Here is a 22,690-nt window from a genome sequence, read left to right as displayed (position 1 = left end):
TTCGGGTACGTGATCAGCTGAGGAGTCGGGCCGCGAGCGACAGCAGCCCGGACACGGCGGTGGCCGCGACCAGCCCCAGATACGCCACACAGACGACCCCGTAACCCACCAACACCAGACGGGTACGCCGGGGCAGGCTCGCCAGGTGCGGCGGCAGAGTCCGCCCCCGCACCGTGTGGGCCAGGAGCGAGAGGGCCCGGCCGCGCGGGTCGACGAGCCCGAACAGGACCTCGACGGCCACGTACCCGTCGCTGGGCAGCAGCGGGTTCACGTTGAGCAGCAGCGCGAACGTCTGGAACACCAGCAGGTGCCCGGCGACGGCGGTCCCGTGCCCGGTGAGCGCGAGCGCGGCGGTGACCCCCATGCACACTCCGTCGCACAGCGGTCCGGCCAGGGTCAGGGCGAGCCGCCCGCGCCGGGACCGGACCCGGTAGGCGTCCGTGCGGTCCACGAACGCCACCGGCAACAGCCACAGCAGCAGCGCGAACCCGGCGCCCCGGACCGGTGCCCGTAGCACCTGGCAGACCAGGGCGTGCGCCGCCTCGTGCACGCACACCTGGAGGACGAGGAGGGCAGCGGCGACGGCGAACGCCCAGCTCCAGCCGGGCGGCCGGGCGGCGGTGAGGAACCCGGCGATCCCGAGTGCCGTGCCGGCGACCCCGGCCACGGCGAGGACGGCCATCGCCACGGCACCCCGCCGGCCGGTCCGCAGCCGGTCAGCCAGGGGCTCCAGGGCCCGGGGGAGCGCGCGGGTGACGACGAATCGGGGCAGCAGCAGGGACCGGCGGGCCGGTGGCGTGCCGGGCGCGGCCGGGCCGTGCAGCAGACCGGCGCGGTCGAGGGTGGCGAGGAACAGGTCCAGCTCGGCGCGGGCCGTCCCTGGTTCCTGCCGGCGGGCGGCGGCGAGCGCGTGCGTGACCTCCTCGGCGGAGCGGGTGCCGTCGAGGAGCCGGAGGGTGGCCACGGCCGCGCGGCTGAGCCGGTGGTAGCGGCCCGTCCGGCCGTCGTAGGCCAGGGGCAGGTCGTCCATGCCGACGAGCAGTTGGACGCCGTCGCGCAATCTGGGGTACGACACGGTCCTCCCGTCGCGGTCATACTGCACGCAGGTCCTGGTTCCGGGGTGGTGGTGACATCCCGGAACCAGGCACCCGTCTGTCAGTGTCCGACGATGGACGACGCGCACGGTCCGCAGGTGACGGTGCTGGCCGTGCCGAGACACTCAGTGGCGCACGCGTGCGTCACGGCGCAACTGATGATGCACGCGACGACCGACAGCGAGTTGCCGTCGGGCAGTTCCTCGATCACCAACGGGCCGTCGGCGACCTCGGCGAACAGCTCGAGTTCCAGATCCATGGGATTCACCCCCTCTCCTCAGGTCTCGTCCGCCGGTCCGGCACCGGCGGAAGTCGGGAGGTCCACGCCGGGATGGCCGACGGCCAGCGCGAACAGTTGGTGCCGGGTCACGCCGTCGCAGCGCAGCGGGGTGCGGATCGCCGCCGGCAGGAAACCGGCGAACACGCTGCCGACCAGGCCGTGGGCGATCGCGGCCAGCCACATCTGGTACCCGGCCGCGCCGGCCCTGGTCATCAGCGTCCGGAACCCGGCCCCGCCGTGCGCGTGCCCGGCGGCCTCCAGGTCGCCGAGCAGTGACACGATCGCGCCGGCCGTGGCGAACTCCTTCTGCAGGGTGAGTTCCTCGTACGCCGCCGGGCCGGACAGCGCCATCACGGGGGAGGCCGTGTCCCCGTCGAGCCGGTAGACGGCCGGTGGCAGGCCGGTGACGTTCTGCGCGACGACGACGGGGACCAGGGGGTGTTCGCCCGGCCAGCGGGACCGGTCGGCGGCGAGGCCCTCGGTGACCGCGCCGAGCAGGGTGGCCAGGTCGACGGGTTCGGGGCGGAAGTACCGGATGGCGCGGCGTTGCCGGAGCACCTCGGCGAGGACGCCGGACCGGGGCGCGGCGGGCGTCGGGAGTGCGATCGGGGGGCCGATCGGGTCGGGCGGCGGCGTGGGTCCGTGGACGCCCGGCGTGCCGGGCGGGTTCTGCGCCGACGCCGGCCGGTCCTCTTCGCGGAAGGACCGCAGGACGTCGACGGTCAGGCTGATCGCGCTCATCGCCGTTCCTCTCGCTGGTGTCCCGCGCTCGGCTCCGGGTGGTGCGCGTCGGGTTCCGCCAGGTGGATCACGCCCGTGAACGGTTCGGCGTCCAGGTCGATGCCCAGCAGGTCGCCGAGCCGCTCGTCGTCGATGTCGACCGCGACCCGGGCCCGTACGCCGAGCGCGTCGGCCGCCGACAGCACGGCGGCCTGGGCGCACCCGGCGTCGAGGAGCACGACCCGCAGCCCGAACGCGCCGTACTTCGACGCGACCCTGGGTAGGTCACCGGTGCACAGCAGGCACACCGGCGCGGTGCAGTCCGGCGAGCACGGGGCGGGGGTGCCCGGCCGCAGCAGGGCCAGTTCGTGGCCGGCGGGGACGTAGCCGTACACGCCGGGCGGGACGCCGTCGAGGTCGCGGACGAGGACGTGCGCGACGACGGAGCCGATGTTGCCGCCGCTGGCCGTCCACCGCCAGACCCGGTCCGGGGTCTCGTGCCGCCACCCGGCGGCCACGGCCAGCAGCAACGCCAGGCGCTCGGGGTCCAGGGGCGCGGCGGGCGCGGTGAGCAGGTCCAGGTCGGCCGGGGGGATCTTCTGCCGGGGAGCGACGGGCCACGTCTTGTGGCCGCGTTGCAGGGCGACGTTCGCCGGCTGGTAGTGCACCTGGTGCGCCTTGGCGTCGGCGTACTCCTTGGGCGGCAGGGCGACGGCGGCCTCGTAGCGGGCGGACACCGGGGTGGGGCGGGGTTCGTCGGGGACCGCCGAGCACGCCGGGCAGCCGGGCCGGCTGACCCCGCTGCGGCCCGACTGGGCGAGCCGGTTGAGGCCGATCCGCCGCCACCTGCCGGGCAGTCCGACCCGGGCGGCCCGGCTGAGGAGGGCCACCAGGTCGGCGGCGGCCAGGGCCGCGCCCAGCTCGACATCCTCTACTGTGGACTCTTCGGGTGGGTCGGCGTCGTCCAGGAGGCAGTCCAGGCACGGGCCGAGCCGGCGGTCCACGTACGGGCCGATCTCCACCACGTCACCGGACAGGCCCACGTGCAGGACGGGGGTGCCGAGGGACCAGCACTGCGACGTCAGTACCCGATCGACGGGGTTGTCCGGGGTGGCGCACACGACCACCAGCGACGGTTCGGCGGCGTCGAGGTCCGGCACGGTCCCGGCCAGCTGGGTCCGCAGCGCCGCGACCAGCCGGGGGTCGCCCTCGATCCGGAGCCGGGCGGCGGCCAGGCGGCCGGCGGCGTCCTCCCAGGCGGCGTTGGCCTCGGTCGCGTCCCCGATCCGGGACAGGTAGTCGGCCAGGTGCCCCGGCACCCGGGACACATCGGCGCCGGGCGGCGCGGCCTCCTCGACCACGCCGCAGGTCCACAACAGACTCAGCACCGTGAACACCGTCTGCTCGCTCACCCCGAGATCGGCGGCGATCGCCGGATGGTCGCGGACCCCGTCGAGGAGCGGCAGCAGCCGCGGCACCAGCTGGGTCGCCGCCCGGCCGCGCAGCACGTGCCGGGTCGGGGCGCCCTCGACCACGAGCCGGTCGTCGTGCCGACGGATAACCAGGCCGCGCCGGACCCGGGGCCGGGCCGGAACCGCGAACTGCGGGTCGTGCCGGGCGGCCCGGGCCATGGTCTGCGCGCTGATCGGCTGGTCGGCCATCACTCGCCCCCTGTCGCAGACGCCGCGGCCCGCAGCGTCGTGATGAGCACGGCACGTCGTCGGTCCCGGGCCATGGCGTCGCGGCACCGGACGCAGCCGTCCACGGCCACCACCCCCGCCCGCTGCACCCCGCCGTCGACGAGCCCGACGGTGCGCACCCAGCCACCGGGCGCCTCGTCGGTCGGCCGCACCGCGTCGTGCACCGCCCGCACCGCCAACCCGACACCCAGTCCCAGGTGGTGCTCCGCCCACCCCGTCACCTGTGGGCGCGTCCCGGGCAGCACGGGCGCCGGGGTGTCGGCCCACAACTCGGGGCTCTTCGCGTGCTGACGCCGCCGCCGACGGAAACATCCGTGGCACGCCGTCCTTCCGGGCACCACCACCGGGCCGCACCGCAGCTGCGCCTGCTCCAGGAGCACGGGGAACCACGGCCGCCGCCACGCGAACGCCGCCCGCTCGGCCAGCTCGACCAGCCCCGGGTCGTCGTACTCCGCCGCCACCACGAGGACGTCGAGCGCCGGCCAGTCGGCCAGATGCGCGCCGCCGGTCGCGTCGGTGACCTCGCTGCCCGGGTACCGGTCGGCGAGCCGCGCGGCGATTCGGGCGCCGAAGTCCCCCACCGCCAGCAGGGTCAGGCGGGGCACTCCCTCAGGCGAAGGGTTGCGGGTCACGGTTGAGCTCCTCCTCGACAAGGACCGGGTGCCCCATCCGCGCCGGCCCGTCGTACAGCCGGCGGTGGGCCAGGTAGCGCGCGTGCGGGTCGAAGGACAGCGGCATCAGCTCCGGCACCAGCACGTGCACGACGGTCGAGCCGGCCTGGGCGGCCTCGTCGGTGGTGAGGTCGACGACGATCACCTCGCAGCCGCGCGCGGTGAGCCGCTCCAGCAGCCAGCGCAGGACCGCCACCGGTGCGGTCGACGGTGGACGGGGCAGGTCGGCGAGGGAGTGGGTGGGCCGGTCGCCGTCGAGCAGGAAGCCGAACCGGGACCGCTGCTCGCGCCGGCCCATCCGCAGCGCCCCGGCGACGACGCTGATCGAGTCCCCGGCGTAGTCGCGGGCCCCGGTCGCGATCATGCTGCGCAGGGCGATCCGCACGGAGGTGGCCTCCCGGTACAGCTTGGCCACCGCCCGGCCCGGGTCGGGGTCGCAGGTGGCGGACACGAGTTGGGCGAGTGCCGGGTCGTGGTCGGCGAGCTGGAGCCCGTACACGACGGGGATCCCGAGGTCCGTGGTCGCGTCGAACAGTTCCATCCGCAGGTGCTGCACGGTGCCGCGCGCGACGGCCGCCTCCTGGTCCGCGGACAGTTCGCCGGGCCGGACCTCCAGGCGGGGCAGCCGCAGCCGGTGCAGCCAGGCGAGGGTGATCGCGTCGCGCTCCACCACCTCCAGGAGGCCGCCGACCACGGCCGCGACCGGGTCGGTGTGGGTGGCGCAGCCGGTGGACACCATGTGCGCGAACCGCTCGGCCCGCGACTGCGGCGGGTTCTTCAGCCAGGCCAGCAGCGCCGGCACGTACGTCGGCCGGTCGTGGGTGAGCGACCAGCCCTCGACCCAGCGCATCGGCCCGTCGGGGTCGGGGGCCAGCAGGGTGCTGTCCGGGTCGGCCAGCTCGGCGGGGGAGCACGCCGGCCAGCGGGACAGGTCGACGCCCAGGTCGTGGGCGCTGGCCCAGACCATCCGTTCCGGCCGCCAGGCGCACGACGAGTACCGTTCGAGCGACTCGGCGATCGCCAGGAACGCCGCGCGCTCCGGGTCCAGGTCGCCGCCGGCGCCGTCGATGTTGCCCATGCCGGGGTCGTGCGCGGCGAGGCCGACCTGCATGTCGAGGACTGCGCCCAGGTTGCCGACGCTGCCGCTGACCACGGGGAACCGGGGTTCACCGTCGGCGATGGACAGTCGGGCGACCTGCCCCACCAGTCCGTACGGAGAGACCAGGCTCTCCAGCCCACCCACCAGCATCCGACCCTCCCGGAGAACGTGCGCTCGGCTCACGTTGGGGGTCACGTTAACGCTCGTTAGCCCGAGGGAATCATCTCTGTCAATGTTGTGTCAGATGGCGCGGGAATTCGCTGGACCATAGCCGGCATACTGCGCTCGTGCACCTCGACACCGACCGCCTCGTCCTCCGCCGCTTCCGGCCCGCCGACGCCCCGGCACTGGCCGCCTACCGCTCCGACCCGGCCATCGCCCGCTACCAGTCGTGGACCACGCCGCTGACGCCCGCCGACGCCGCGGACCTCGTCCGCCGGTTCGCCGCGGGGGACCCGGGCGCGCCGGGCTGGTTCCAGTGGGCCGTCGAGCTGCGCTCCGAGGGCGTGCTGATCGGCGACCTCGGCTGCCGCCTCGACGACAACCTGATGCAGGCCGACCTGGGCTTCACCCTCGCCGCCGACCGCCACGGCCACGGCTACGCCACCGAGGCCGTCCGGGGGCTGCTCGCGCACCTGTTCGGCCGGGGGCTGCGCCGGGTGTCCGCCGAGTGCGACGCCCGTAACGGGGCGTCCGCCCGGCTCCTGGAACGGGTGGGGTTCCGCCGGGAGGGGCTGCGGCCGGCCTACACCTTCATCAAGGGCGAATGGACCGACGACCTGCTGTTCGGGCTGCTCGCGGAGCACTGGCCGCCGGCCTGACCCACGGCGGGCTTCTGGGCGAGGACCTGGGGCTCTCCTGAATTCGCCCATGCCGCTTGTCCTTCACGCTCGACGCACCGCGGTTTCCTCCCCTGGAGGGCACCGAGACGAGCGGGGGCGGACATCGGGCCGGGGCGCGCATGCCGACATCTGTCCGGAGCCCGGCACCCGTCCCGGTGCCAGATCTGGGAGAACGGCCGCCAGGTGCGACCTGGGGAGGATGTTGCCCTGCGGCCGATCTCGTGGCGGATCGTCTACGCGCGGATCAGATGTCACCCGGGAATGTCAGCGGTCGGTGACAATCCGTTGACAACCGCATCTGTCGTCCGTTAACTGGTCGCGGAGGTCATTTGCCCATGATCGACCAGAACAAGATCACCGAAACGCGCCGGGCCCTGGGCCGGCGTCTGGCCATGGCTCGCCTTGCCGCCGGCTACAACCAACACCAGCTTGCCCCGCTGATCGCCTACAGCCGCAGCGCCATCGCCAACGTGGAGACGGGACGCCAGAGGCCAGCCCGAGCATTCTGGGAAGCATGCGACGCGGTCCTTGGGGCGGGTGGCACGCTAACGGCGGGATACGACGAAGTCGAGGCCGAAGTTCGCCATCAGCGTGAGCTCGCGGCGCGGATCGCCAGAACTGAGCGCTCTGCGGCCACGCGGAACTTGCACCTTGGGACGGTGCGGCAGCGGCTGATCCTCGCAGCGAACCAATCACAGGTGTTCCTCGCGGACTGGGAGGCTCGTTCGTTGGGAGCTGGCACGGTCGAGGAGTTCGCCGAAGATCTTGGCTGGCTGGCACGCGAATATGTGCATCGGCCCATGGAGGGCATCTTCGACGAGCTGGTCGGCGTGCGGGATCGAGCCTGCCGACTGCTCAGTGAGCGGCGCCGGGCGGCCGACACCAGAACGCTGCTCTTCGTTGCGGGCGTCGCCTGCGGCATGTTGGCCCACGCCTCGATTGACCTGGGCGACCGGCGGGCAGCGGCGCGGCACGCCCGGGTCGCAGGTCGGCTGGCGAGCGAGGCGGGGCATCATGGGCTCATGGCGTGGGTGTTCGGGACACAGAGCCTGATCGCCTACTGCCTCGACCGGCCTGACAAGGCGGTCGAGTGCGCCGAACGCGGCGCTCGTTACGCCACCGCCGGCACCAGCACCGTCCGGCTGACCGCACTCAAGGCCCGCGCCTACGCCTCGTGGGGCAATGCTTCAGCGGCTCGACGGGCGCTCGCCGAGGCGGCGGTGCAACGTGAACGCGTCACGCTCGACAACGAGCTCGACGGCCTGGGCGGCATCCTGATGTTCCCGGAGGCCAAGCAGAACTACTACGCCGCCAGTACTGCGGCGCTCATGGCTGACGGACTGCTGGCTGAGCGCCACGCGCTCGGAGCGATCGCCAGCTACGAAGCCGCAGCCCCTGAACTCCGTTCGTACGGCGACCTGGCGTTGTCTCGGATCTACCTGGCGCAGGCACAGCTCATCAAACCCCGGCGCGACCAGGACGCGGGAGCCGCCGACGAAGCGCTCACCAGCGTCATGCAGCTGCCCGAGGAACAACGGATCGCGGGACTCCAGAAGCCCCTGCGCCGGGTACAGGCGCAGCTCGACCGTGGCGGTCTGGGGCAGTCCGCAGTAGGCGCGGAGCTGCGCGAGAAGATCGACGGCTTCCTGACCAGCACCCGAGCGATCTCCTCGACATGAACAGTTCCGAACGAGACGCCCTGGCTGCCGCAAGCGCACAGGTAGGGCTCAACGCCGAAGGCGCCAAGCTCATCCGTAGGCACGTCAACACGGTGTATGTGTTGCCGGCAGCCGCCGCAGTCGCTCGGATGGCAAGCAAGCAGCGCAGCATCGGCGCCGAACTCGGAATCGCGACGGCACGCTGGCTCCGCAGCCATGGGTTCCCGGCAACTGAACCACTCGACGTCGAGCAGCCAGTCCTGCACGGAGAACACGTCGTCACCTTCTGGCGCTACTACCCGCAGGGCGACCGGACGCTGCCGTCAACGGGAGCACTTGCGGAGATCGTGCGGGAGCTTCACCAGCATGGCTCGCCGCCGTTCCCGGTGCCGCAGTACCAGCCACTCGAATCCTTCCGCGACGAGTTGGAGCGCTGTGGTCCTGCCGTGCTCTGGCAGGACGAGTACACCTTCCTCCAGGAGCGGGCCGCAGATCTGCTCCAGGCGTACGACTCGCTTGACTCGGCGCTCGGGCACGGCCTTATCCACGCCGACGCCCGTACCGGCAATTTGCTTTGGGACGGCGAACAGGTGGTGCTCGGCGACTGGGACTCGGTCAGCACGGGACCGCGCGAACTCGATCTGATCCCCACCTACCAGGGAGTGCGCTACGGCCGGCCGGAGGCGAAGCTAAGCGAGTTCGCCGCCAGCTACGGGTGGGATGTCCGCAGGTGGCGTGGCTACGCCACTCTCCGGGACATGCGCGACCTGCACACGCTCAGCGCTCCGCTGCGGATCGCCGAAATTCGGCCGGACGTGGCAGACGAACTCCATCATCGGGTACGGAGCTTGCAGTTTGGGGAGGGCCGGGAGCAGTGGAGTTCGTTTTGAGAACTCACACGGTCCCGGATTCCAATAGTCTGGGAAGCTCGTCCAGTGCTGAACTGCCCTGAGACCCAGACTAGAGCTGCCCGGCGCCGATCATCTCCGGAGCCATATGGCAAGGGCAGCAAGTCTCCAACAGTGCCCCACAGCGAACGGCTACGGGTCGGTGCGGATACTGGCAGCGTGAGCAGGACACGCCGCGGACCGGCCGCCATCAGCGAACCGAGCGAGCACGGCCTCCTCGAGGTCGTCCCCGACGCCGACCGGCCCGGCGGCTGGACGCTGCGGGTCGACGGCACCCCCCAGTCGCACGTCGACCTGGACGACCCGGCGACGATCCATTTCGAGTACATGCGCAGGCTCGCCTCGGTCGTCGACGCCGCCGCCCCGCCCGGCGTGCCGCTCCGCGTGCTGCACCTCGGCGGCGGCGCGCTCACCCTGCCCCGCTACGTCGCGGTCACCCGGCGCGGCTCCGCCCAGCAGGTCGTCGAACTCGACCCGGCGGTGGTCGCCCTGGTGCGCCGGGTGCTGCCCACCCCCAGAGGAGCTGATATCCGGGTACGCGTCGGCGACGCCCGCGCCGCCGTCGAGTCCTCCGGCCCGGCCCGCTACGACCTGGTCGTCACCGACGTCTACGGCGGCTCACGGGTGCCCGCCCCGTTCACGTCGGTCGAGTTCGCCGGCCAGACGGCCCGGGTCCTGCGCCCCGGCGGCCGGTACGTCGCCAACCTCGCCGACGGCGCGCCCCTGAACTTCGCCCGCGGCCAGGTCGCCACGCTGCGCGCGGTGTTCGCCGACGTGTGTCTGCTCGCCGAGCCCGGGGTCCTGCGCGGCCGCCGGTACGGCAACGTCGTGCTCGTCGCCAGTTCGGCCCCGTTGCCGGTCGCGGAGCTGGCGTCGGCGGCCGCCCGGGACGCGTTCCCGGCCCGGCTGCTCCACGGGGAGGAACTCGACCGTTTCACCGGGGGAGCCAGGCCGGTCTCGGACGCCGAGGCCGTCGCGTCCCCGCCCCCGCCGGCGGGCATGTTCCCGGGCTGACCGGCACGGGCCAGATCTGCGCGCGGTTCAGGCGCTCCCGGTGCCGGGAAGAGACCGCCGCCTCGAGGGCGGTCGTCCGTTACACCGTCGCCGACGTGCGCGAGGCCCCGGACCGCAGTGCCGACTCCTCCATCCGGATGGCTCGCAGCACCCGCTCGACGGTCGCCTCCTGCTCTCCCACCGGCGCGACATACTCGATGACCCCGCGCGCGGCGTCCTCGCCCAACGTGCGGGTGATGACCCACGCCGCCAGGTACTGCGAGGCCAGGCACCCGCCGGCCGTGGCGATGTTGCCCTCTGTGTGGAACGGCGCGTCCAGGACCGTGACGCCGCACGCCTCGACGTAGGGCCGGGTGGTGAGGTCGGCGCACGCGGGCATCGTGGCGAGCAGGCCGAGCCGGGCGAGCACCAGCGCCCCGGAGCACTGCGAGCCGATCAGCTGCCGGGCCGGGTCGAGGGGCAGCGCGGCGAGCAGGCTGTCGTCGGCGACCACGTCGCGGGTCTTGACGCCGCTGCCGATCAGGACGACGTCGGCCTCGGAGACGAACTCCAGGGGTCGCTGCCCGGTCACCTCGACCCCGTTCATGGAGGTGACGACAGGTGAGGGGGTGGTGATGTAGGCGGTGAGGCCCTCGCGGCGGCAGCGGTTGATCATCGCGGAGGCGATGAAACTGTCCAGCTCGTTGAACCCGTCGAACGTGACCACGGCGACCTGCATCGCTACTCCCTTGTCGTCCCGCGTACGGCGTCCGCAGCGGTGACCCCCGACCCTATCTGGGGCCGGAGGTCCACGCTGTCCCGTCGGGTCGGGCGCCCGACCCGCTACGGACGGCGACGTCAGTGCGCGGCCTTCACGAACTCCGTGGTGAAGGTCCGCTTCAGGTCGATCTTGTCGGCCTTGGCCTTGACCGCCTCGTTGGACGCCTTGAGTACGTCGAGCACCGTCTTCGGCCCGTCGGCGGGCATCAGTCCGTCTGCGGTGAACATGCCCTTCGAGTCGTTGATCGCCTGCTCGTACAGCTTCGGCTCGGAGCCGGCGAAGTCGGTGGGCATCTTGGCGGCGATCTCCGCGGCGCTGTGGGTGTTGATGAACGCCAGCGTCCGGACGAAGGCGTTGGCCATCTTCTGGATGGTCTGCTTGTGCGCGGCGACGAAGTCGCACGGCATGTACAGCGACGAGCCCGGGTACAGCCCGCCGAGCGCCGCCCGGGTGCCCTCCTTGGTCCGCATGTCGACGAGCACCTTGGCCTTGCCGGTGTTGGTCAGCTTGGCGATGGTCGGGTCGGTGGTCATGCCGGCGTCGATGCCGCCGTTGTCGATCGCGGCGAGGAACGTCGAGCCTGCGCCGGCCTTGACGGTGGTGTACTTCGACGGGTCGACCCCGTTGCGTACGGCCAGGCCGCGGGTGAGGAAGTCGGTCGAGGAGCCGGGGCTGGTCACGCCCAGTTTCCTGCCGGTGAAGTCCTTGGCCGAGGTGAGGGTGGCGGCCTTGTCCGCTGCGACCATCTCGGCCTCGCCGGGCACGTCGGCGAACTGGACGACGCTGGTGACGCACTTGTCCTTGGCCTGGAGGTCCACGGTGTGGTCGTAGAAGCCGACGACGCCGTCGACCTCGCCGGCCAGCATCACGGTCTCGGCCTGCGCGCCGGACGGTTCGCTGAGCAGCGACACGTCGACGCCGGCCTCCTTGAAGTAGCCGAGCTGCTCGGTGAGCTTGGCCGGCAGGTAGATGACCTTGTCGAGGCCGCCGACCATGATCTTGATGCTGACGGGCTGTTCGGCGGAATCCTTGGCTGCCGGGGCCTGACCGCGGCACGCCGCGAGGCTGAGGGCCAGGGCGGGCACCGCCAGAAGGATGAGGGACCTACGCATGGTGAACTCCTTGGTGAGGGGGCGAATGAGCGAGGGGCGAACCAGTGGTGCCGGCCGCGGAACGGAGCGGGCCGCTGGCGGAGGAGCGAAACGGAGCGTGCCGCGGGCGGGGGAGCGGAACTGACGGTGCCGCCGGCGGAACGGACCACTACGTCTGACGGGGCTGCCAGCGGGTCAACCGCCGCTCGACCACCGTGAGCACCGACTCCGCGAGCAACGCCAGCACCGTGGTGATGATCATCGCGGCGTAGATGCCGGGCGCGTCGAACGCGCCCTGGGACTGGGCGATCAGCAGCCCGAGCCCCTTGTCGGCCCCGGCGTACTCGCCGACGATCGCGCCGATCAGCGCGAACCCGAACGCGGTGTGCAGGCTGGCGAGGATCCACGACGTGGCGCTGGGCAGCACCACGGTCCCGAGGAGTTGCCAGCGGGACGCGCCCAGGATCCTGGCGTTGTCGTCGACGACCTTGGACACCTCGCGGGCGCCCTGGAAGGCGTTGAAGAACACGCCGAAGAAGACGAGGACGAACGCCGTGGCGACCTTCGAGCTCATGCCCAGCCCGAACCAGATCACGAACAGGGAGGCCAGCACGATCCGGGGGATGGCGTTGGCGGCCTTGATGAACGGGGCCAGCACGTCGGCGAGGAACCGGGCCCGGCCGAGCAGAACGCCCATCACGACGCCGGTGACCGCGCCGAGCACGAAGCCCCACACCGCCTCCTGCAGGGTGACGGAGATCTGGGCCCACACCGATCCGGAGGCGGTGCCCTCGGTGAACCAGACGACCAGCTTGTGCCAGATGGCGCTGGGCTTGGAGTAGAAGAACGGGTCGATCCAGTACGTCGACGCCAGCTCCCAGGAGCCGAGCCACAGCGCGACCAGGGCGAGCCGGGTGAGGTGCACCCGTAGCCGGCGGGGTCCGCGGACGGCGCGCAGGACGGGAGTTTCGGTCAGGACGAGCTCAGCCACGGGAGGCTCCCTTCTGGCGGGCGATCTCGACCTCTTCGCGCAGTGACTGCCACACGGCGCGGTACAGGCGGAGGAACGCCGGTTGCAGGCGGATCTCGTCGACGTCGCGCGGCCGGGGCAGGTCCACCTCGACGATGGTCTTGACCGTGGCCGGGGCGGCGGTCATGACGACCACCCGGTCGGCGAGCGCGATGGCCTCGGTCAGGTCGTGGGTGACGAAGACGACGGCGGCTCCGGTGCCGGCCCACAGCCGGAGCAGTTCGGCCTGCATCAGTTCGCGGGTCTGCACGTCGAGGGCCCCGAACGGCTCGTCCATCAGGATGATCTCCGGCTCGGTGATCAGCGTCTGGGCGAGGGCCACCCGTTTGCGCATGCCGCCGGAGAGCTGGTGGGGGTAGTACTTCTCGAAGCCGGCCAGGCCGACGCGTTCGATCCAGTCCTGTGACCGGGACCGGGCGTCGGACTTCGACGCGCCCCGGTAGCGCAGGCCGAGGCCGACGTTGTCGCTGACGGTGCGCCACGGCAGGACCGCGTCCTGCTGGAACATGTAGCCGACGTTGCGGGGGATGGCCGTGACCGGCACCCCGCCGACCTCGACGGCGCCCGCGCTGGCCGGTTCCAGACCGGACACCAGGGACAGGGTGGTGGACTTGCCGCAGCCGGTCGGGCCGACCACGGTGACGAACTCGCCGGGGGCCACGTCGAGCGTGACGTTCCGCATGGCGGTGAAGGAGCCTCCGGACGCGTCGGGGAAGACCTTGGTCGCCCGGTGCAGCCGGATGGCTGGTGTGCTCTGGGTCATAGCCGGGAACCGTAGAGGTGGCCGGGAGGTTTCCGCGCGGTTACGCACGTTGCGCACCTGAGTTCCGTAGATCGCTTTCTGCGCGTTCTGCTCAGGGAGTATTCGCAGGTAGCGTGGGTGCGGTGACGCGCCGTCCCCTCCGACTGGCCACCCAGACGATGCTGCTGCAGGTGGTTGTCATCGCCGTGGTCGCCGCCGCCGGGTTCACGCTCGCCACGCTGCTGCTCCGCCAGGAGATCGAACAGGAGTACGAGCAGCGGGCCCTGGCCATCGCCCGGTCCGTCGCCGAGCAGCCCGGCCTGGCAGAGCGGGTCGCCACGGGCGCGCCGGACCCCGACGGCGAGGTGCAGCGTTCCGCCGAACGGGTCCGGGCCGCCACCGACGCCCTGTTCGTGGTGGTCGCCGACGTCCGGGGCATCCGGTACTCGCACACCGACCCGGCGCTGATCGGCAAAGTGGTCAGCACGGACCCGTCCGGGCCCCTCGCGGGCAAGGAGGTCGTCACGATCGAACGCGGCACCCTGGGCCTGTCCGCCCGGGGCAAGGTGCCCCTGCGGAACTCCTCCGGCGCGATCGTCGGCGAGGTCAGCGTCGGCATCCACGCCGACGAGATCTCCGACCGGTTGGACGTCCTGCTCCGTGCCGCCGGCATCTTCACCACGATCGCGCTCGGCGTGGGCGTCGGCGGGGCGGCGCTGCTCGCCGTCCGGCTGAAGCGGCGCACCCTGGGCCTGGAGCCCACCGAACTGGCAGACCTGGTTCGCGAGCAGGTCGCCGTCCTCGAAGGGGTCCGCGACGGCGTGCTCGCCGTGGACGCCGCCGGCCGGGTGAGCGTGTGCACCGCCCAGGCGGCCGCGCTGCTCACGGAGCCGCTGACTGTCGGCGGGCCGGCGACCGCCGAGGTGCTTGCCCTGCTGGAGGACCGGTCCCCGCTCACCAGCGGCCTGCGCCTGCTGGGCGAGCAGGTGGTCGTGGTGACCCGGCGGCGGGTCGAACGCGGCGGCCAGGACCTGGGCACCGTCCTCACCCTGCGCGACCACACCAACCTCGACGACCTGGCCCGCGAGCTGGAGGCGACCCGCGCGCTCACCGACGCGCTGCGCGCCCAGGCGCATGAGCACACCAACCGGCTGCACGCCCTCGACGGGCTGCTGCACCTGGGGGACGTCGGCCGGGCGCAGGCGTACCTGCGGGAGTTGACGGCCACCACGGCGCTCGGCGCGCCCGAGGGGCGGGTGGGGGATCCGTACCTCGACGGGTTGCTGGCGGCGAAGACGGCGGTGGCGTCCGAGGCGGGGGTGACCGTGCGGCTCGGCGAGGACACCTGGGTGCCCGGCCAGTTGACGTCCCCGCTGGACACCGTGACGGTGCTCGGCAATCTGCTCGACAACGCGATCCGGGCGGCGGCCACCGGGGCCCGCCAGCCGGGCTGGGTCGAGGTGAGCCTGCTCGCCGAGGACCGCGACCTGCACGTCTACGTCGCCGACAGCGGCGACGGGGTGACCATCGCCGACCCGTTCGAGGCAGGGGCGTCCACAAAGGACGAACCCGGTCGAGGGCTGGGCCTGGCACTGGCGCTGCGGACCGCCCGGCACCACGGCGGCGACGTGCGACTCGGCCCGGCGACCCCGGGTCGCGGCGCCGTGTTCGTCGCTGAGCTTCCGGGGGTACTGAGCCCCGCCACCGCCCTGAGCTGGGAGGCCCCCGCGTGATCCGGGTACTCGTGGTCGACGACGACTTCCGGGTCGCCGCCCTGCACTCCTCGTTCGTGGACCAGATCCCCGGCTTCTCCTCCGTCGGCGTGGCCCACTCGGCCGCCGACGCCGTGGCCAGGTGCGCGGAGCTGGGGCCGGACCTGGTGCTGCTGGACCAGTACCTGCCCGACCGGCTGGGCACCACCGTGCTGCGCGAACTGTCGGCCGACGTCATCATGCTCACCGCGGCGGCGGACGCGGCCACCGTGCGCGCCGCGCTCGCCGGCGGAGCGCTCAACTACCTGGTCAAGCCGTTCACCGCAGCCCAGCTCGGCAGCCGGCTCGCGGCGTACGGCAGGTTCCGGGCGCATCTGGCCGGGGAACGCGAACTCGCCCAGGAGGACATCGACCGCGCCGCGGCCCTGCTGCACGACGCCGACGCGCCCGCCGCCGGCCTGCCGAAGGGGCGCTCGGCGGTCACCGCGCAGCGGATCCTGGAGGCGGTCCGCGACGCGCCGAGCCCGATGACGGCGATCGAGATCTCGGACGCGACCGGGGTGTCGCGGGCCACCGCCCAGCGTTACCTCGCGGACCTGGCGCACTCCGGCAAGGTCGAACTCAGCCTGCGCTACGGCTCGACGGGCCGCCCCGAGCACCTCTACCGCTGGCGCGGCGGGCCCACCTCCCGGTAGCGGTCACCGCCCGGCGACGGCCGGGGCGGACGTCGGCGTGCCCGGGGCGGTGGCTCACGTCCTGGCGAACCAGTCGGCGAGCGCTCGGGTGTAGTCGGGGCTGATGCCCGCCACGTCGCGGCGGTTGCCCTCGGCGGGCCAGTGCCCCATCCCGGGCACCTCCACAATGGTCAGATCGGCGTTGCCGGCGGCCTCGGCGGCCCGCCGCCACACGCCGACGCTCGCCGCGACCGGGACGCAGTTCTCCTCCGCCCCGTACACCAGCAGGACCGGGCAGGTCACCCGGGCGTAGACCGGCGCGGGGTCGTGGTCCATGTCGGTCCAGGCCGGGAGGCCGACCGGCACGTCGTCGGGCAGGTACGTGAGGGGGAACCACGGCCGGTCCCGGTGCGCGTCGAGCAGCGCGGCAGCCCGTTCGCGGTCGAGGTCGCCCCGGATCAGGTCCTCCAGGGCCGCGCGCAGCGCGAGGGCCTCGGCGCGGGCCGTGGCGTCGTGGCCGGCCCGGCGCAGTAGCTCGTCGGTGTGGAAGCGCATCTGGGTGGCCGGGCTGACCCCGGGGCAGCCGAGCAGTGCGAGGAAGGAGACGAGGTCCGACTCCGCGGCGACCAGGCCGGCGACCCAGGTGCCCTGGCTGAAGGCCCACAGGCCCACCGGTACTCCCTGATGGTCTGACAGCCAGCGCAGGGCGGCGAGGGCGTCGGCGGCCTGGAGGGCGAACGGCACGTCGCCGCCGTCGGGGTCCGCCCGGCGGTCGTAGCTGAGCACGGCGTAGCCGAGCGGGACCACGGTGGCGGCGAGGTGCTCGAACGTGGGCTGGTCGCGGCCCGGGTCGTTCGCCGGGTGCAGTGCGACCATCCCGGCCAGGACCGGGCCGTCGGGCACGCGCAGCAGGCCTGCGCGACCCAGGTCGGGGATCGACACCTCGAAGGTCATCATGAAGTCATTGTGCAGTCACAAATGACATCACGCCACAGTCATCCGGTGCACTTTTGGAATTTGGCGTACTAAGTCCGTTTGGTGAGGTTACATTTTGGGCGCGTCCGCCCCGGCATCCGGTCGGGGCGGCACCCATGTCCGCTCCCGACCGCCACCGGGCCGCACCGGGGCCCCGAACAGACAGGAAGCCATGACCACAGTCGCGCAGAAACCGATGTCGATCGCCGTCCTGCTGGAGGTGCCCGAGCCGGCCCGTGACCTGGACTGGATCCGCAACTGCCTGCAGACCGCCGTCGCGCTGGAGCTGTCGACCCTGCCGCCGTACCTGTGCGCGTACTGGTCGATCCAGAAGTCCGGCGAGACCACGAGTCTCATCCACAGTGTCGTGATGGACGAGATGTACCACCTGGGCCTGGTGTGCAACATGCTCACCGCCGTCGGCACCGTCCCGAACGTCCTGGCCGCGGCCAGGTCCCTGGACTACCCGGGCCACCTGCCCGGTGGCGTGTGGCCGGACCTGACGGTCAGCTTGTCGGGGCTGACGAAGGAGTCCGTGCGGACGTTCATGCAGATCGAGGAGCCGGAGAACCCGCTCGCGTACGCCAGGTCGGCGAAACCCACGATCGGCAACTTCTACAGCGGGATCAGCCAGGCGTTCCAGCAACTCAGCCCGGCGCCGACGATCCAGACCGCGAAACAGCAGACGTTCCAGATCGGCCCCAACCACCTGGACGTCCTGCGGACCGTGAAGGACATCACGGACAGGATCGACGTGATCAAGGAGCAGGGGGAGGGCACCGACAAGCTGCCGAACGACCCGCACGTCGAGGGCCAGCTGGCCCACTACTACAAGTTCGGCGAGATCTACCACGAGCGGCGGCTGCAGAAGGTCGGCGACCAGTGGGAGTTCACCGGGGTCGACGAGAAGCTGAAGTTCCCGGCGACGTACCCGATGGGTGTACTGACCGGCCCGACGTGGCCCGACCCGAAGGAGCCGGCGAAGTCCGCCCTGCGCCAGTTCAACGAGGCGTACACCGCGATGATCACGTTCCTGGACAGCGCCTGGCGCAAGGGCAGCTCGGGAGACCTCGGCGCCTCGGTCGGCAAGATGTGGGACCTGGGCCCGCTCGCGGCGAAGCTGATGGCGATGCCGCTTCCGAACGAGCCGGCCCTGCGGTACGGACCCGAGTTCCGCATCGTGTGACGGTTCCGGTCCACGGGCCGGGCGCGCCCCTACGGAGGGTGTGCCCGGCCCGGTGCGTGTGCACACGTTCCGTCACCTCCGACGCACACGGAGAGTATCCGAGCATGCCCTGTGCGCGATGTGGACGGTCCGTACATTAAATCTGCCTAAGAAGGCTTAGACCCTGGCCGAAACGACCATAAGGTGACCCGTGGCCGATCCCTAACTCCCTCCCTAAGGGGTATCGCGTGTCATCCCCCCTGCCGCGGAATCATGCGGCTCCCCAGCGTCGTCGTCTCCGTCGGATACTGTTCGTCACCGGCCTCGTGGCCGTGCTGGGACTGTCCGTCACCCCCACCCTCACCGACACCTCCTGGGGCGAGCTGATCAGCGCGTCCTCGTCGGAGCCCGAGGCGCTCACCGGCGTTCCCGCGGACGACCCGGCCGCCGGCCTGGTCTTCGAGGGCCTCAAGCCGGCGCCGAAGGGCAACAAGTGCGTCGGCGAGTACCTCGTCGGCGACCAGTGCAGCCACGGCCCCGACCCGGCCCCGGCCGGCCTGAACCCGCGCGGCGAGGTCAAGGCCGTCGCCCCGGCCCGCGCCGCCGACAAGGCCCCGACGGCCGGCCTGCTCGCCGTGCCCACCCTGACCGAGCTGGCCCAGAGCGTTGGCGCGCTGGCCCCGGTCGCCAGCGACAGCCCGCTGCTCGCCGCCGCCGGCTCCGAGCCCGGCGCGCCCGTCACCCCGGCGGCGTCCGGCGTGGTGTGCGACGGCGACGGCCGTACCGGCAAGCGCGTGCAGCTCCTGTACGGCTACGAGTCCGGCCAGGCCAACCGCTTCAACGAGTACCTGAACTCGTTCCGGACCTGGGCCGCGGGCATCGAGAAGATCTACGACCTCAGCGCCCAGCAGACCGGCGGCTCCCGGCACGTCCGGTTCGTCACGAGCGCCGACTGCACCGTCGACGTGCTCGCCGTCGAGCTGCCGGCCGGCTCCTTCGGCAACTTCGACGGCACGATCAACGCGCTGAAGAAGTTGGGCTACTCCTCGAAGGACCGCAAGTACGTGCTGTTCGCCGAGTCCAAGGTGTACTGCGGCATCGGCACCCTCTACAACGACCACCGCCCCACTCAGGACAACACGAACAACAACGTGGCCTCCTACTCCCGGGTCGACTCCGGTTGCTGGGGCGCCGCCGTCGCCGCGCACGAGCTGACCCACAACCTCGGCGCGGTGCAGGACAACTCCCCGAACCACAGCAAGTACGGGCACTGCACGGACGACTACGACCTGATGTGCTACAACGACGGACCCGGCACCGTGATGCGCTCGGTCTGCACGGACAAGACGATGGAGGAGCGTCTGGACTGCAACCACGACGACTACTTCACCACCGCGGCCAAGTCCGGCAGCTACCTCGCGTCGAACTGGAACGTCGCGAGCAGCGGCTGGCTGATCGAGGGCACCGGCAACCCGAACCCGAACCCGTCGCCGTCCCCGAGCACGTCGCCGACGACGAAGCCGACCACGAAGCCGACGGACAGGCCGACCGAGAAGCCGTCGCCGACCGGCTCCCCGACCCGCACCGCCGGCCCGACGCCGACCGGTACGGGCAACCCGAAGCCCACCCTCACGGTCCGCGACATCCGGCAGACCAGCGTCGGCCTGACCTGGCCGGCCGCCGCCCCGGGCACCCGTTACACCGTGGTGTTCGACGGCCGGGCGATCGGCACCGTGCAGTCGACGGCCGTGCGGGTCACCGGCCTGCGGCCGGGCACCGAGTACCGGGTGGCGATCACGGTCGGGTCGGCCGCGTACACGCCTGAGGTCACGTTCACCAGCGCCTCGGCGGCCGGCGTGCCGACGGGCAAGGAACTGACGATGGCCAACGCGTACACCGGGCAGAACGTCGACCTGACGGCCAGCCGCCGCGCCGACGGCACGCCGATCATCGCCTACGCGCCGCACGGCTACGCCAACCAGCGCTGGGTGCTCACGCCCGCCGCCGGGGACACCGTGCTGATCCGCTCGGTGGCCAGCGGCAAGTGCGTCTCGTCGCTGGGTGACCCGGCGGCCGGGGTGCCGCTCGTGCAGTACGCGTGCGACCCGCAGTCGGCCGGGCAGCGGTGGAAGATCACCGCGACCGCCGACGGGTACACGCTGTCCAACGGCCGGTTCGACGTGGGGATCGGGGAGGGCGGCCAGTTGGTGCTCCAGACGCCCGCCCACACCCGCGCCCAGCGCTGGAGCCTGACCTCCTCGTGAGCCGACTGGTCAGGGTGCTGTTCGCCGTCGCGCTCGGTCTGGCGTCCGTCCTCCTCGGGGCGACGCCGGGCTGGGCGCACGGCAAGCAGATGCGGCTGCAGATCACGGCCGACGCCCAGGGCCGGCTCGAGGTGGCCGGCACCTGGGTGGACGACAACCATCCCGTCACCGATGGCATCGCCGCCGTGGTGACCGCCTCGGCCACGGACGGTCGGATGTCAGGTCCCGACTATCTGACCGCCGTGGCCGGGCGGCCGGGGGTGCTCGTCGCGGCGAGCGCGTTGCCGGCGGGCGTCTGGGACGTGGCGGTGGAGGCTGGAGCTCCCGTCGCCGCGTACGCCCAGGCCCGGGTCGAGGCCGTGCCCGGCAAACCGGTGGCCGTGTACCAGGAGCGGACGGTAGAAGCCGCGGCGCCGCCGGGGGAGCGCTCAGGATTCGACTGGGGCCCGTACGCCATCGGGGCGATCATCGCGGTCCTCGTCCTCGGCGGAGTGGTCTACAAGGTCCGCGCCGCACGGAAGTGAACGTGTGCCCCACCGGCGATCCTGGCCCCATCGGCCACCAGGGTCGCCGGTGGGGGCCGTCGGTGCCAGCGCTGCCAGCGGCGGCCCGGCGGCCTGGCCGGATCACTGCCGCCAGATCAGCGCCAGCGCCTTGCTGACCACGAAGACCGCAGCGAAGACCGCTGCCAGGACGGTCCGCCCCGCCACGGCCAGCGCGACGGCCCCGCTCCCGAACCAGGCGACCTCGAACGCGACCCGTACCATGCCGTGGGTCTTGCGGCTGGCCCTGGGCGCGCCGAACAGCCACCACAGCGCGACGAGCGCCGCCGGGGCGCCCAGGCCGACGAGGATCCGGACCGGCCAGCCGGCGTCGAGGGTGAGGCCCGCGTACCCGGCGGCTGCGAGGGTGGCCAGTTCCAGGAGGAAGAGGACGGCCAGGTTGAGGTTCTTCACGGGTGCTCCTGCGGGTCGGCTGGGCGGACCGTAGCCCAGGACGCTTGACGTCGCCTGTATTCCCGCGCGGTTCACCTTCAACGAGCCACTGACCTGGTCGGATACGTCCGCCGCCCATGTCTCGCAGATGGTGAGCGAGCCATGTTGCGCACAGTCGCGTCATGAGGCGTCCGGGCCGGCGTCGGTGAGGATGACCCCGCGACCCTGCGGCGGCACCGAGGCGAGGATCCCTGATGAGCGCACCACACCGGCCGGGCAGCATCGAGGAACTCCTCGCCGCGATCGACGCGGCCTGGGCGGACACGGACCGGCGGCGTCCGCGCCGGACCCGCGCGGACGGCTCCACGGTCTGCCGCGACCGGGCCGGCGGACCCGACCAGGTGGCCGGACCGGACGGGCGGGTCTGGCCCGCGAGCCGGGACCGGCCGCCGGACCAGGCCCACCCGACGCCGTGCGCGGCGACCTGAGCGAAGGGTCTGACCGGACGGCGGCGGTCCTGCCGGGGACCACAGTGGAGGCATCGCCCCTGTCGGCCGACGGGCGAGCCCTGCCAGGGTGGGGTCCTCGGCCCGCGTTAACCTGGTGAGATGGGGATCACACACCACGGCCGGACCGACCGGCTCGACCTGCTCGACCCGACCCTGCGGACGTGGGAGTGCGTCGTCCTGGAGTCCGGTCCCGACGGGATCGTCCTGGACCGCTCCGCCTTCTACCCGGGCGGCGGCGGCCAGCCCCCGGACCACGGCGTTCTGCTGTGGCAGAGCGTCGAGACGCGGATCGTGGGCACCCGCAAGGGTGAGGACTTCTTCCTGCTGCCCGCCGAGGGCGACCCGGTCCCGCCGGTCGGCACCGCGGTCACCGGGGCGGTCGCCGACGACCGCCGTAGCCGGCTGATGCGCACCCACTCGGGCCTGCACCTGCTGTGCGGGGTCGTGTTCCGCGACTTCGGCGCGCTCGTCACGGGCGGCAACATGGAGCCGGGCGAGGCGCGGATGGACTTCAACCTGCCCGAGGTGCCGGCCGACTTCAAGGCGCTGCTGGAGGCGGCCGTCAACGTGGAGATCGCCGCCGACCGCCGGGTCGACGTGCGGGTCCTCGCGCGCGAGGAGGCCCTGGCCATCCCCGACATCATCCGCACCCAGACGAACCTGATCCCGCCCGGCGAGGAGGAGATCCGGATCGTGGACATCATCGGGCTCGACACCCAGGCCGACGGCGGCACCCACGTGGCGTCCACGGCGCAGATCGGCCGGATCGAGCTGGTGAAGATCGAGAACAAGGGCAAGGCCAATCGACGGGTACGCATCCGCGTCGTCGACTGAGGAGTGGCCGCCC

Annotated in this window: 23 protein-coding genes; 11 read left to right on the top strand and 12 right to left on the bottom strand. The window is 72.3% G+C overall.

What is annotated here, in order from left to right; all coding sequences use genetic code 11:
* Window positions 1–13 precede the first annotated feature (13 nt).
* The 6 genes from IW245_RS14835 to IW245_RS14810 all read right to left on the bottom strand — a co-directional run bounded on the left by IW245_RS14835 (window position 14) and on the right by IW245_RS14810 (window position 5,759).
* Entirely contained in the window at window positions 14–1,075 is a 1,062-nt protein-coding gene (locus IW245_RS14835; RefSeq protein WP_197003760.1) for a PqqD family protein, read from the bottom strand.
* A gap of 80 nt (window positions 1,076–1,155) precedes the next feature.
* A complete protein-coding gene (locus IW245_RS14830) occupies window positions 1,156–1,353 on the bottom strand; it encodes a hypothetical protein (RefSeq protein WP_197003759.1) in 198 nt (65 codons plus the stop codon).
* An 18-nt stretch (window positions 1,354–1,371) separates the two neighbouring features.
* A complete protein-coding gene (locus tag IW245_RS14825) occupies window positions 1,372–2,115 on the bottom strand; it encodes a nitroreductase family protein (RefSeq protein WP_197003758.1) in 744 nt (247 codons plus the stop codon).
* Window positions 2,112–3,755, bottom strand: coding sequence for a tpaE (locus IW245_RS14820; protein WP_197003757.1), 1,644 nt, complete (start codon window positions 3,753–3,755; stop codon window positions 2,112–2,114). Before IW245_RS14820 ends, IW245_RS14825 begins: the two co-directional genes overlap by 4 nt.
* On the bottom strand, window positions 3,755–4,426 hold the full coding sequence (locus tag IW245_RS14815; protein ID WP_197003756.1) for a TOMM precursor leader peptide-binding protein: 672 nt from the start codon (window positions 4,424–4,426) through the stop codon (window positions 3,755–3,757). The genes IW245_RS14820 and IW245_RS14815 overlap by 1 nt, the downstream gene beginning before the upstream one ends.
* The gene (locus IW245_RS14810) at window positions 4,404–5,759 is read right to left on the bottom strand and encodes a YcaO-like family protein (RefSeq protein WP_197003755.1); all 1,356 of its coding nucleotides are present in this window, start codon (window positions 5,757–5,759) and stop codon (window positions 4,404–4,406) included. Before IW245_RS14810 ends, IW245_RS14815 begins: the two co-directional genes overlap by 23 nt.
* A 92-nt stretch (window positions 5,760–5,851) precedes the next feature.
* Here IW245_RS14810 and IW245_RS14805 point away from each other — a divergent pair, with 92 nt between their 5' ends.
* From IW245_RS14805 to IW245_RS14790, 4 genes are all read left to right on the top strand, one after another.
* A complete protein-coding gene (locus tag IW245_RS14805) occupies window positions 5,852–6,385 on the top strand; it encodes a GNAT family N-acetyltransferase (RefSeq protein WP_197003754.1) in 534 nt (177 codons plus the stop codon).
* A gap of 356 nt (window positions 6,386–6,741) precedes the next feature.
* Window positions 6,742–8,085, top strand: coding sequence for a helix-turn-helix domain-containing protein (locus IW245_RS14800; protein ID WP_197003753.1), 1,344 nt, complete (start codon window positions 6,742–6,744; stop codon window positions 8,083–8,085).
* Complete coding sequence (locus IW245_RS14795; RefSeq protein ID WP_197003752.1) at window positions 8,082–8,954, top strand: phosphotransferase; 873 nt, start codon at window positions 8,082–8,084, stop codon at window positions 8,952–8,954. The genes IW245_RS14800 and IW245_RS14795 overlap by 4 nt, the downstream gene beginning before the upstream one ends.
* Window positions 8,955–9,131: 177 nt before the next feature.
* Window positions 9,132–9,986, top strand: a complete 855-nt coding sequence (locus IW245_RS14790) for a spermidine synthase (protein WP_233473022.1) — start codon at window positions 9,132–9,134, stop codon at window positions 9,984–9,986.
* Between the two features lie 79 nt (window positions 9,987–10,065).
* On the opposite strand, the gene IW245_RS14785 is transcribed toward IW245_RS14790, so the two are convergent.
* The 4 genes from IW245_RS14785 to IW245_RS14770 all read right to left on the bottom strand — a co-directional run bounded on the left by IW245_RS14785 (window position 10,066) and on the right by IW245_RS14770 (window position 13,630).
* Entirely contained in the window at window positions 10,066–10,704 is a 639-nt protein-coding gene (locus IW245_RS14785; RefSeq protein ID WP_197003751.1) for a DJ-1/PfpI family protein, read from the bottom strand.
* Window positions 10,705–10,823: 119 nt separating this feature from the next.
* Window positions 10,824–11,858 carry an ABC transporter substrate-binding protein gene (locus IW245_RS14780; RefSeq protein WP_197003750.1) on the bottom strand — a complete coding sequence of 345 codons (1,035 nt, stop codon included), beginning with the start codon at window positions 11,856–11,858 and terminating at the stop codon, window positions 10,824–10,826.
* Window positions 11,859–12,006: 148 nt separating this feature from the next.
* A complete protein-coding gene (locus IW245_RS14775; protein WP_197003749.1) occupies window positions 12,007–12,828 on the bottom strand; it encodes an ABC transporter permease in 822 nt (273 codons plus the stop codon).
* Window positions 12,821–13,630 (bottom strand): ABC transporter ATP-binding protein, encoded by an 810-nt coding sequence (locus IW245_RS14770; protein WP_197003748.1) that lies wholly within the window; start codon window positions 13,628–13,630, stop codon window positions 12,821–12,823. The genes IW245_RS14775 and IW245_RS14770 overlap by 8 nt, the downstream gene beginning before the upstream one ends.
* A gap of 122 nt (window positions 13,631–13,752) precedes the next feature.
* Here IW245_RS14770 and IW245_RS14765 point away from each other — a divergent pair, with 122 nt between their 5' ends.
* Window positions 13,753–15,342, top strand: coding sequence for a sensor histidine kinase (locus IW245_RS14765; RefSeq protein WP_197003747.1), 1,590 nt, complete (start codon window positions 13,753–13,755; stop codon window positions 15,340–15,342).
* The gene (locus tag IW245_RS14760; RefSeq protein WP_197003746.1) at window positions 15,339–16,016 is read left to right on the top strand and encodes a response regulator; all 678 of its coding nucleotides are present in this window, start codon (window positions 15,339–15,341) and stop codon (window positions 16,014–16,016) included. Before IW245_RS14765 ends, IW245_RS14760 begins: the two co-directional genes overlap by 4 nt.
* A gap of 54 nt (window positions 16,017–16,070) precedes the next feature.
* Here IW245_RS14760 and IW245_RS14755 read toward each other — a convergent pair whose 3' ends face one another.
* Window positions 16,071–16,952, bottom strand: coding sequence for an alpha/beta hydrolase family protein (locus tag IW245_RS14755; RefSeq protein ID WP_197003745.1), 882 nt, complete (start codon window positions 16,950–16,952; stop codon window positions 16,071–16,073).
* A 190-nt stretch (window positions 16,953–17,142) separates the two neighbouring features.
* Between IW245_RS14755 and IW245_RS14750 the strand changes: the two genes are divergently transcribed.
* The 3 genes from IW245_RS14750 to IW245_RS14740 all read left to right on the top strand — a co-directional run bounded on the left by IW245_RS14750 (window position 17,143) and on the right by IW245_RS14740 (window position 20,923).
* Window positions 17,143–18,156, top strand: coding sequence for a ferritin-like domain-containing protein (locus IW245_RS14750; protein ID WP_197003744.1), 1,014 nt, complete (start codon window positions 17,143–17,145; stop codon window positions 18,154–18,156).
* A 311-nt stretch (window positions 18,157–18,467) separates the two neighbouring features.
* A complete protein-coding gene (locus IW245_RS14745) occupies window positions 18,468–20,399 on the top strand; it encodes an RICIN domain-containing protein (RefSeq protein ID WP_197003743.1) in 1,932 nt (643 codons plus the stop codon).
* Window positions 20,396–20,923 (top strand): hypothetical protein, encoded by a 528-nt coding sequence (locus IW245_RS14740; protein WP_197003742.1) that lies wholly within the window; start codon window positions 20,396–20,398, stop codon window positions 20,921–20,923. Before IW245_RS14745 ends, IW245_RS14740 begins: the two co-directional genes overlap by 4 nt.
* 102 nt (window positions 20,924–21,025) lie before the next feature.
* On the opposite strand, the gene IW245_RS14735 is transcribed toward IW245_RS14740, so the two are convergent.
* On the bottom strand, window positions 21,026–21,355 hold the full coding sequence (locus IW245_RS14735; protein ID WP_197003741.1) for a YrdB family protein: 330 nt from the start codon (window positions 21,353–21,355) through the stop codon (window positions 21,026–21,028).
* Window positions 21,356–21,588: 233 nt separating this feature from the next.
* Here IW245_RS14735 and IW245_RS14730 point away from each other — a divergent pair, with 233 nt between their 5' ends.
* Window positions 21,589–21,822 (top strand): hypothetical protein, encoded by a 234-nt coding sequence (locus tag IW245_RS14730; protein WP_197003740.1) that lies wholly within the window; start codon window positions 21,589–21,591, stop codon window positions 21,820–21,822.
* A gap of 120 nt (window positions 21,823–21,942) precedes the next feature.
* Window positions 21,943–22,677, top strand: a complete 735-nt coding sequence (locus tag IW245_RS14725) for an alanyl-tRNA editing protein (RefSeq protein ID WP_197003739.1) — start codon at window positions 21,943–21,945, stop codon at window positions 22,675–22,677.
* Window positions 22,678–22,690: the final 13 nt, after the last annotated feature.

Source organism: Longispora fulva (assembly GCF_015751905.1).
GTDB lineage: Bacteria > Actinomycetota > Actinomycetes > Mycobacteriales > Micromonosporaceae > Longispora > Longispora fulva.
This window is presented reverse-complemented; position numbering and strand designations above follow the sequence as displayed.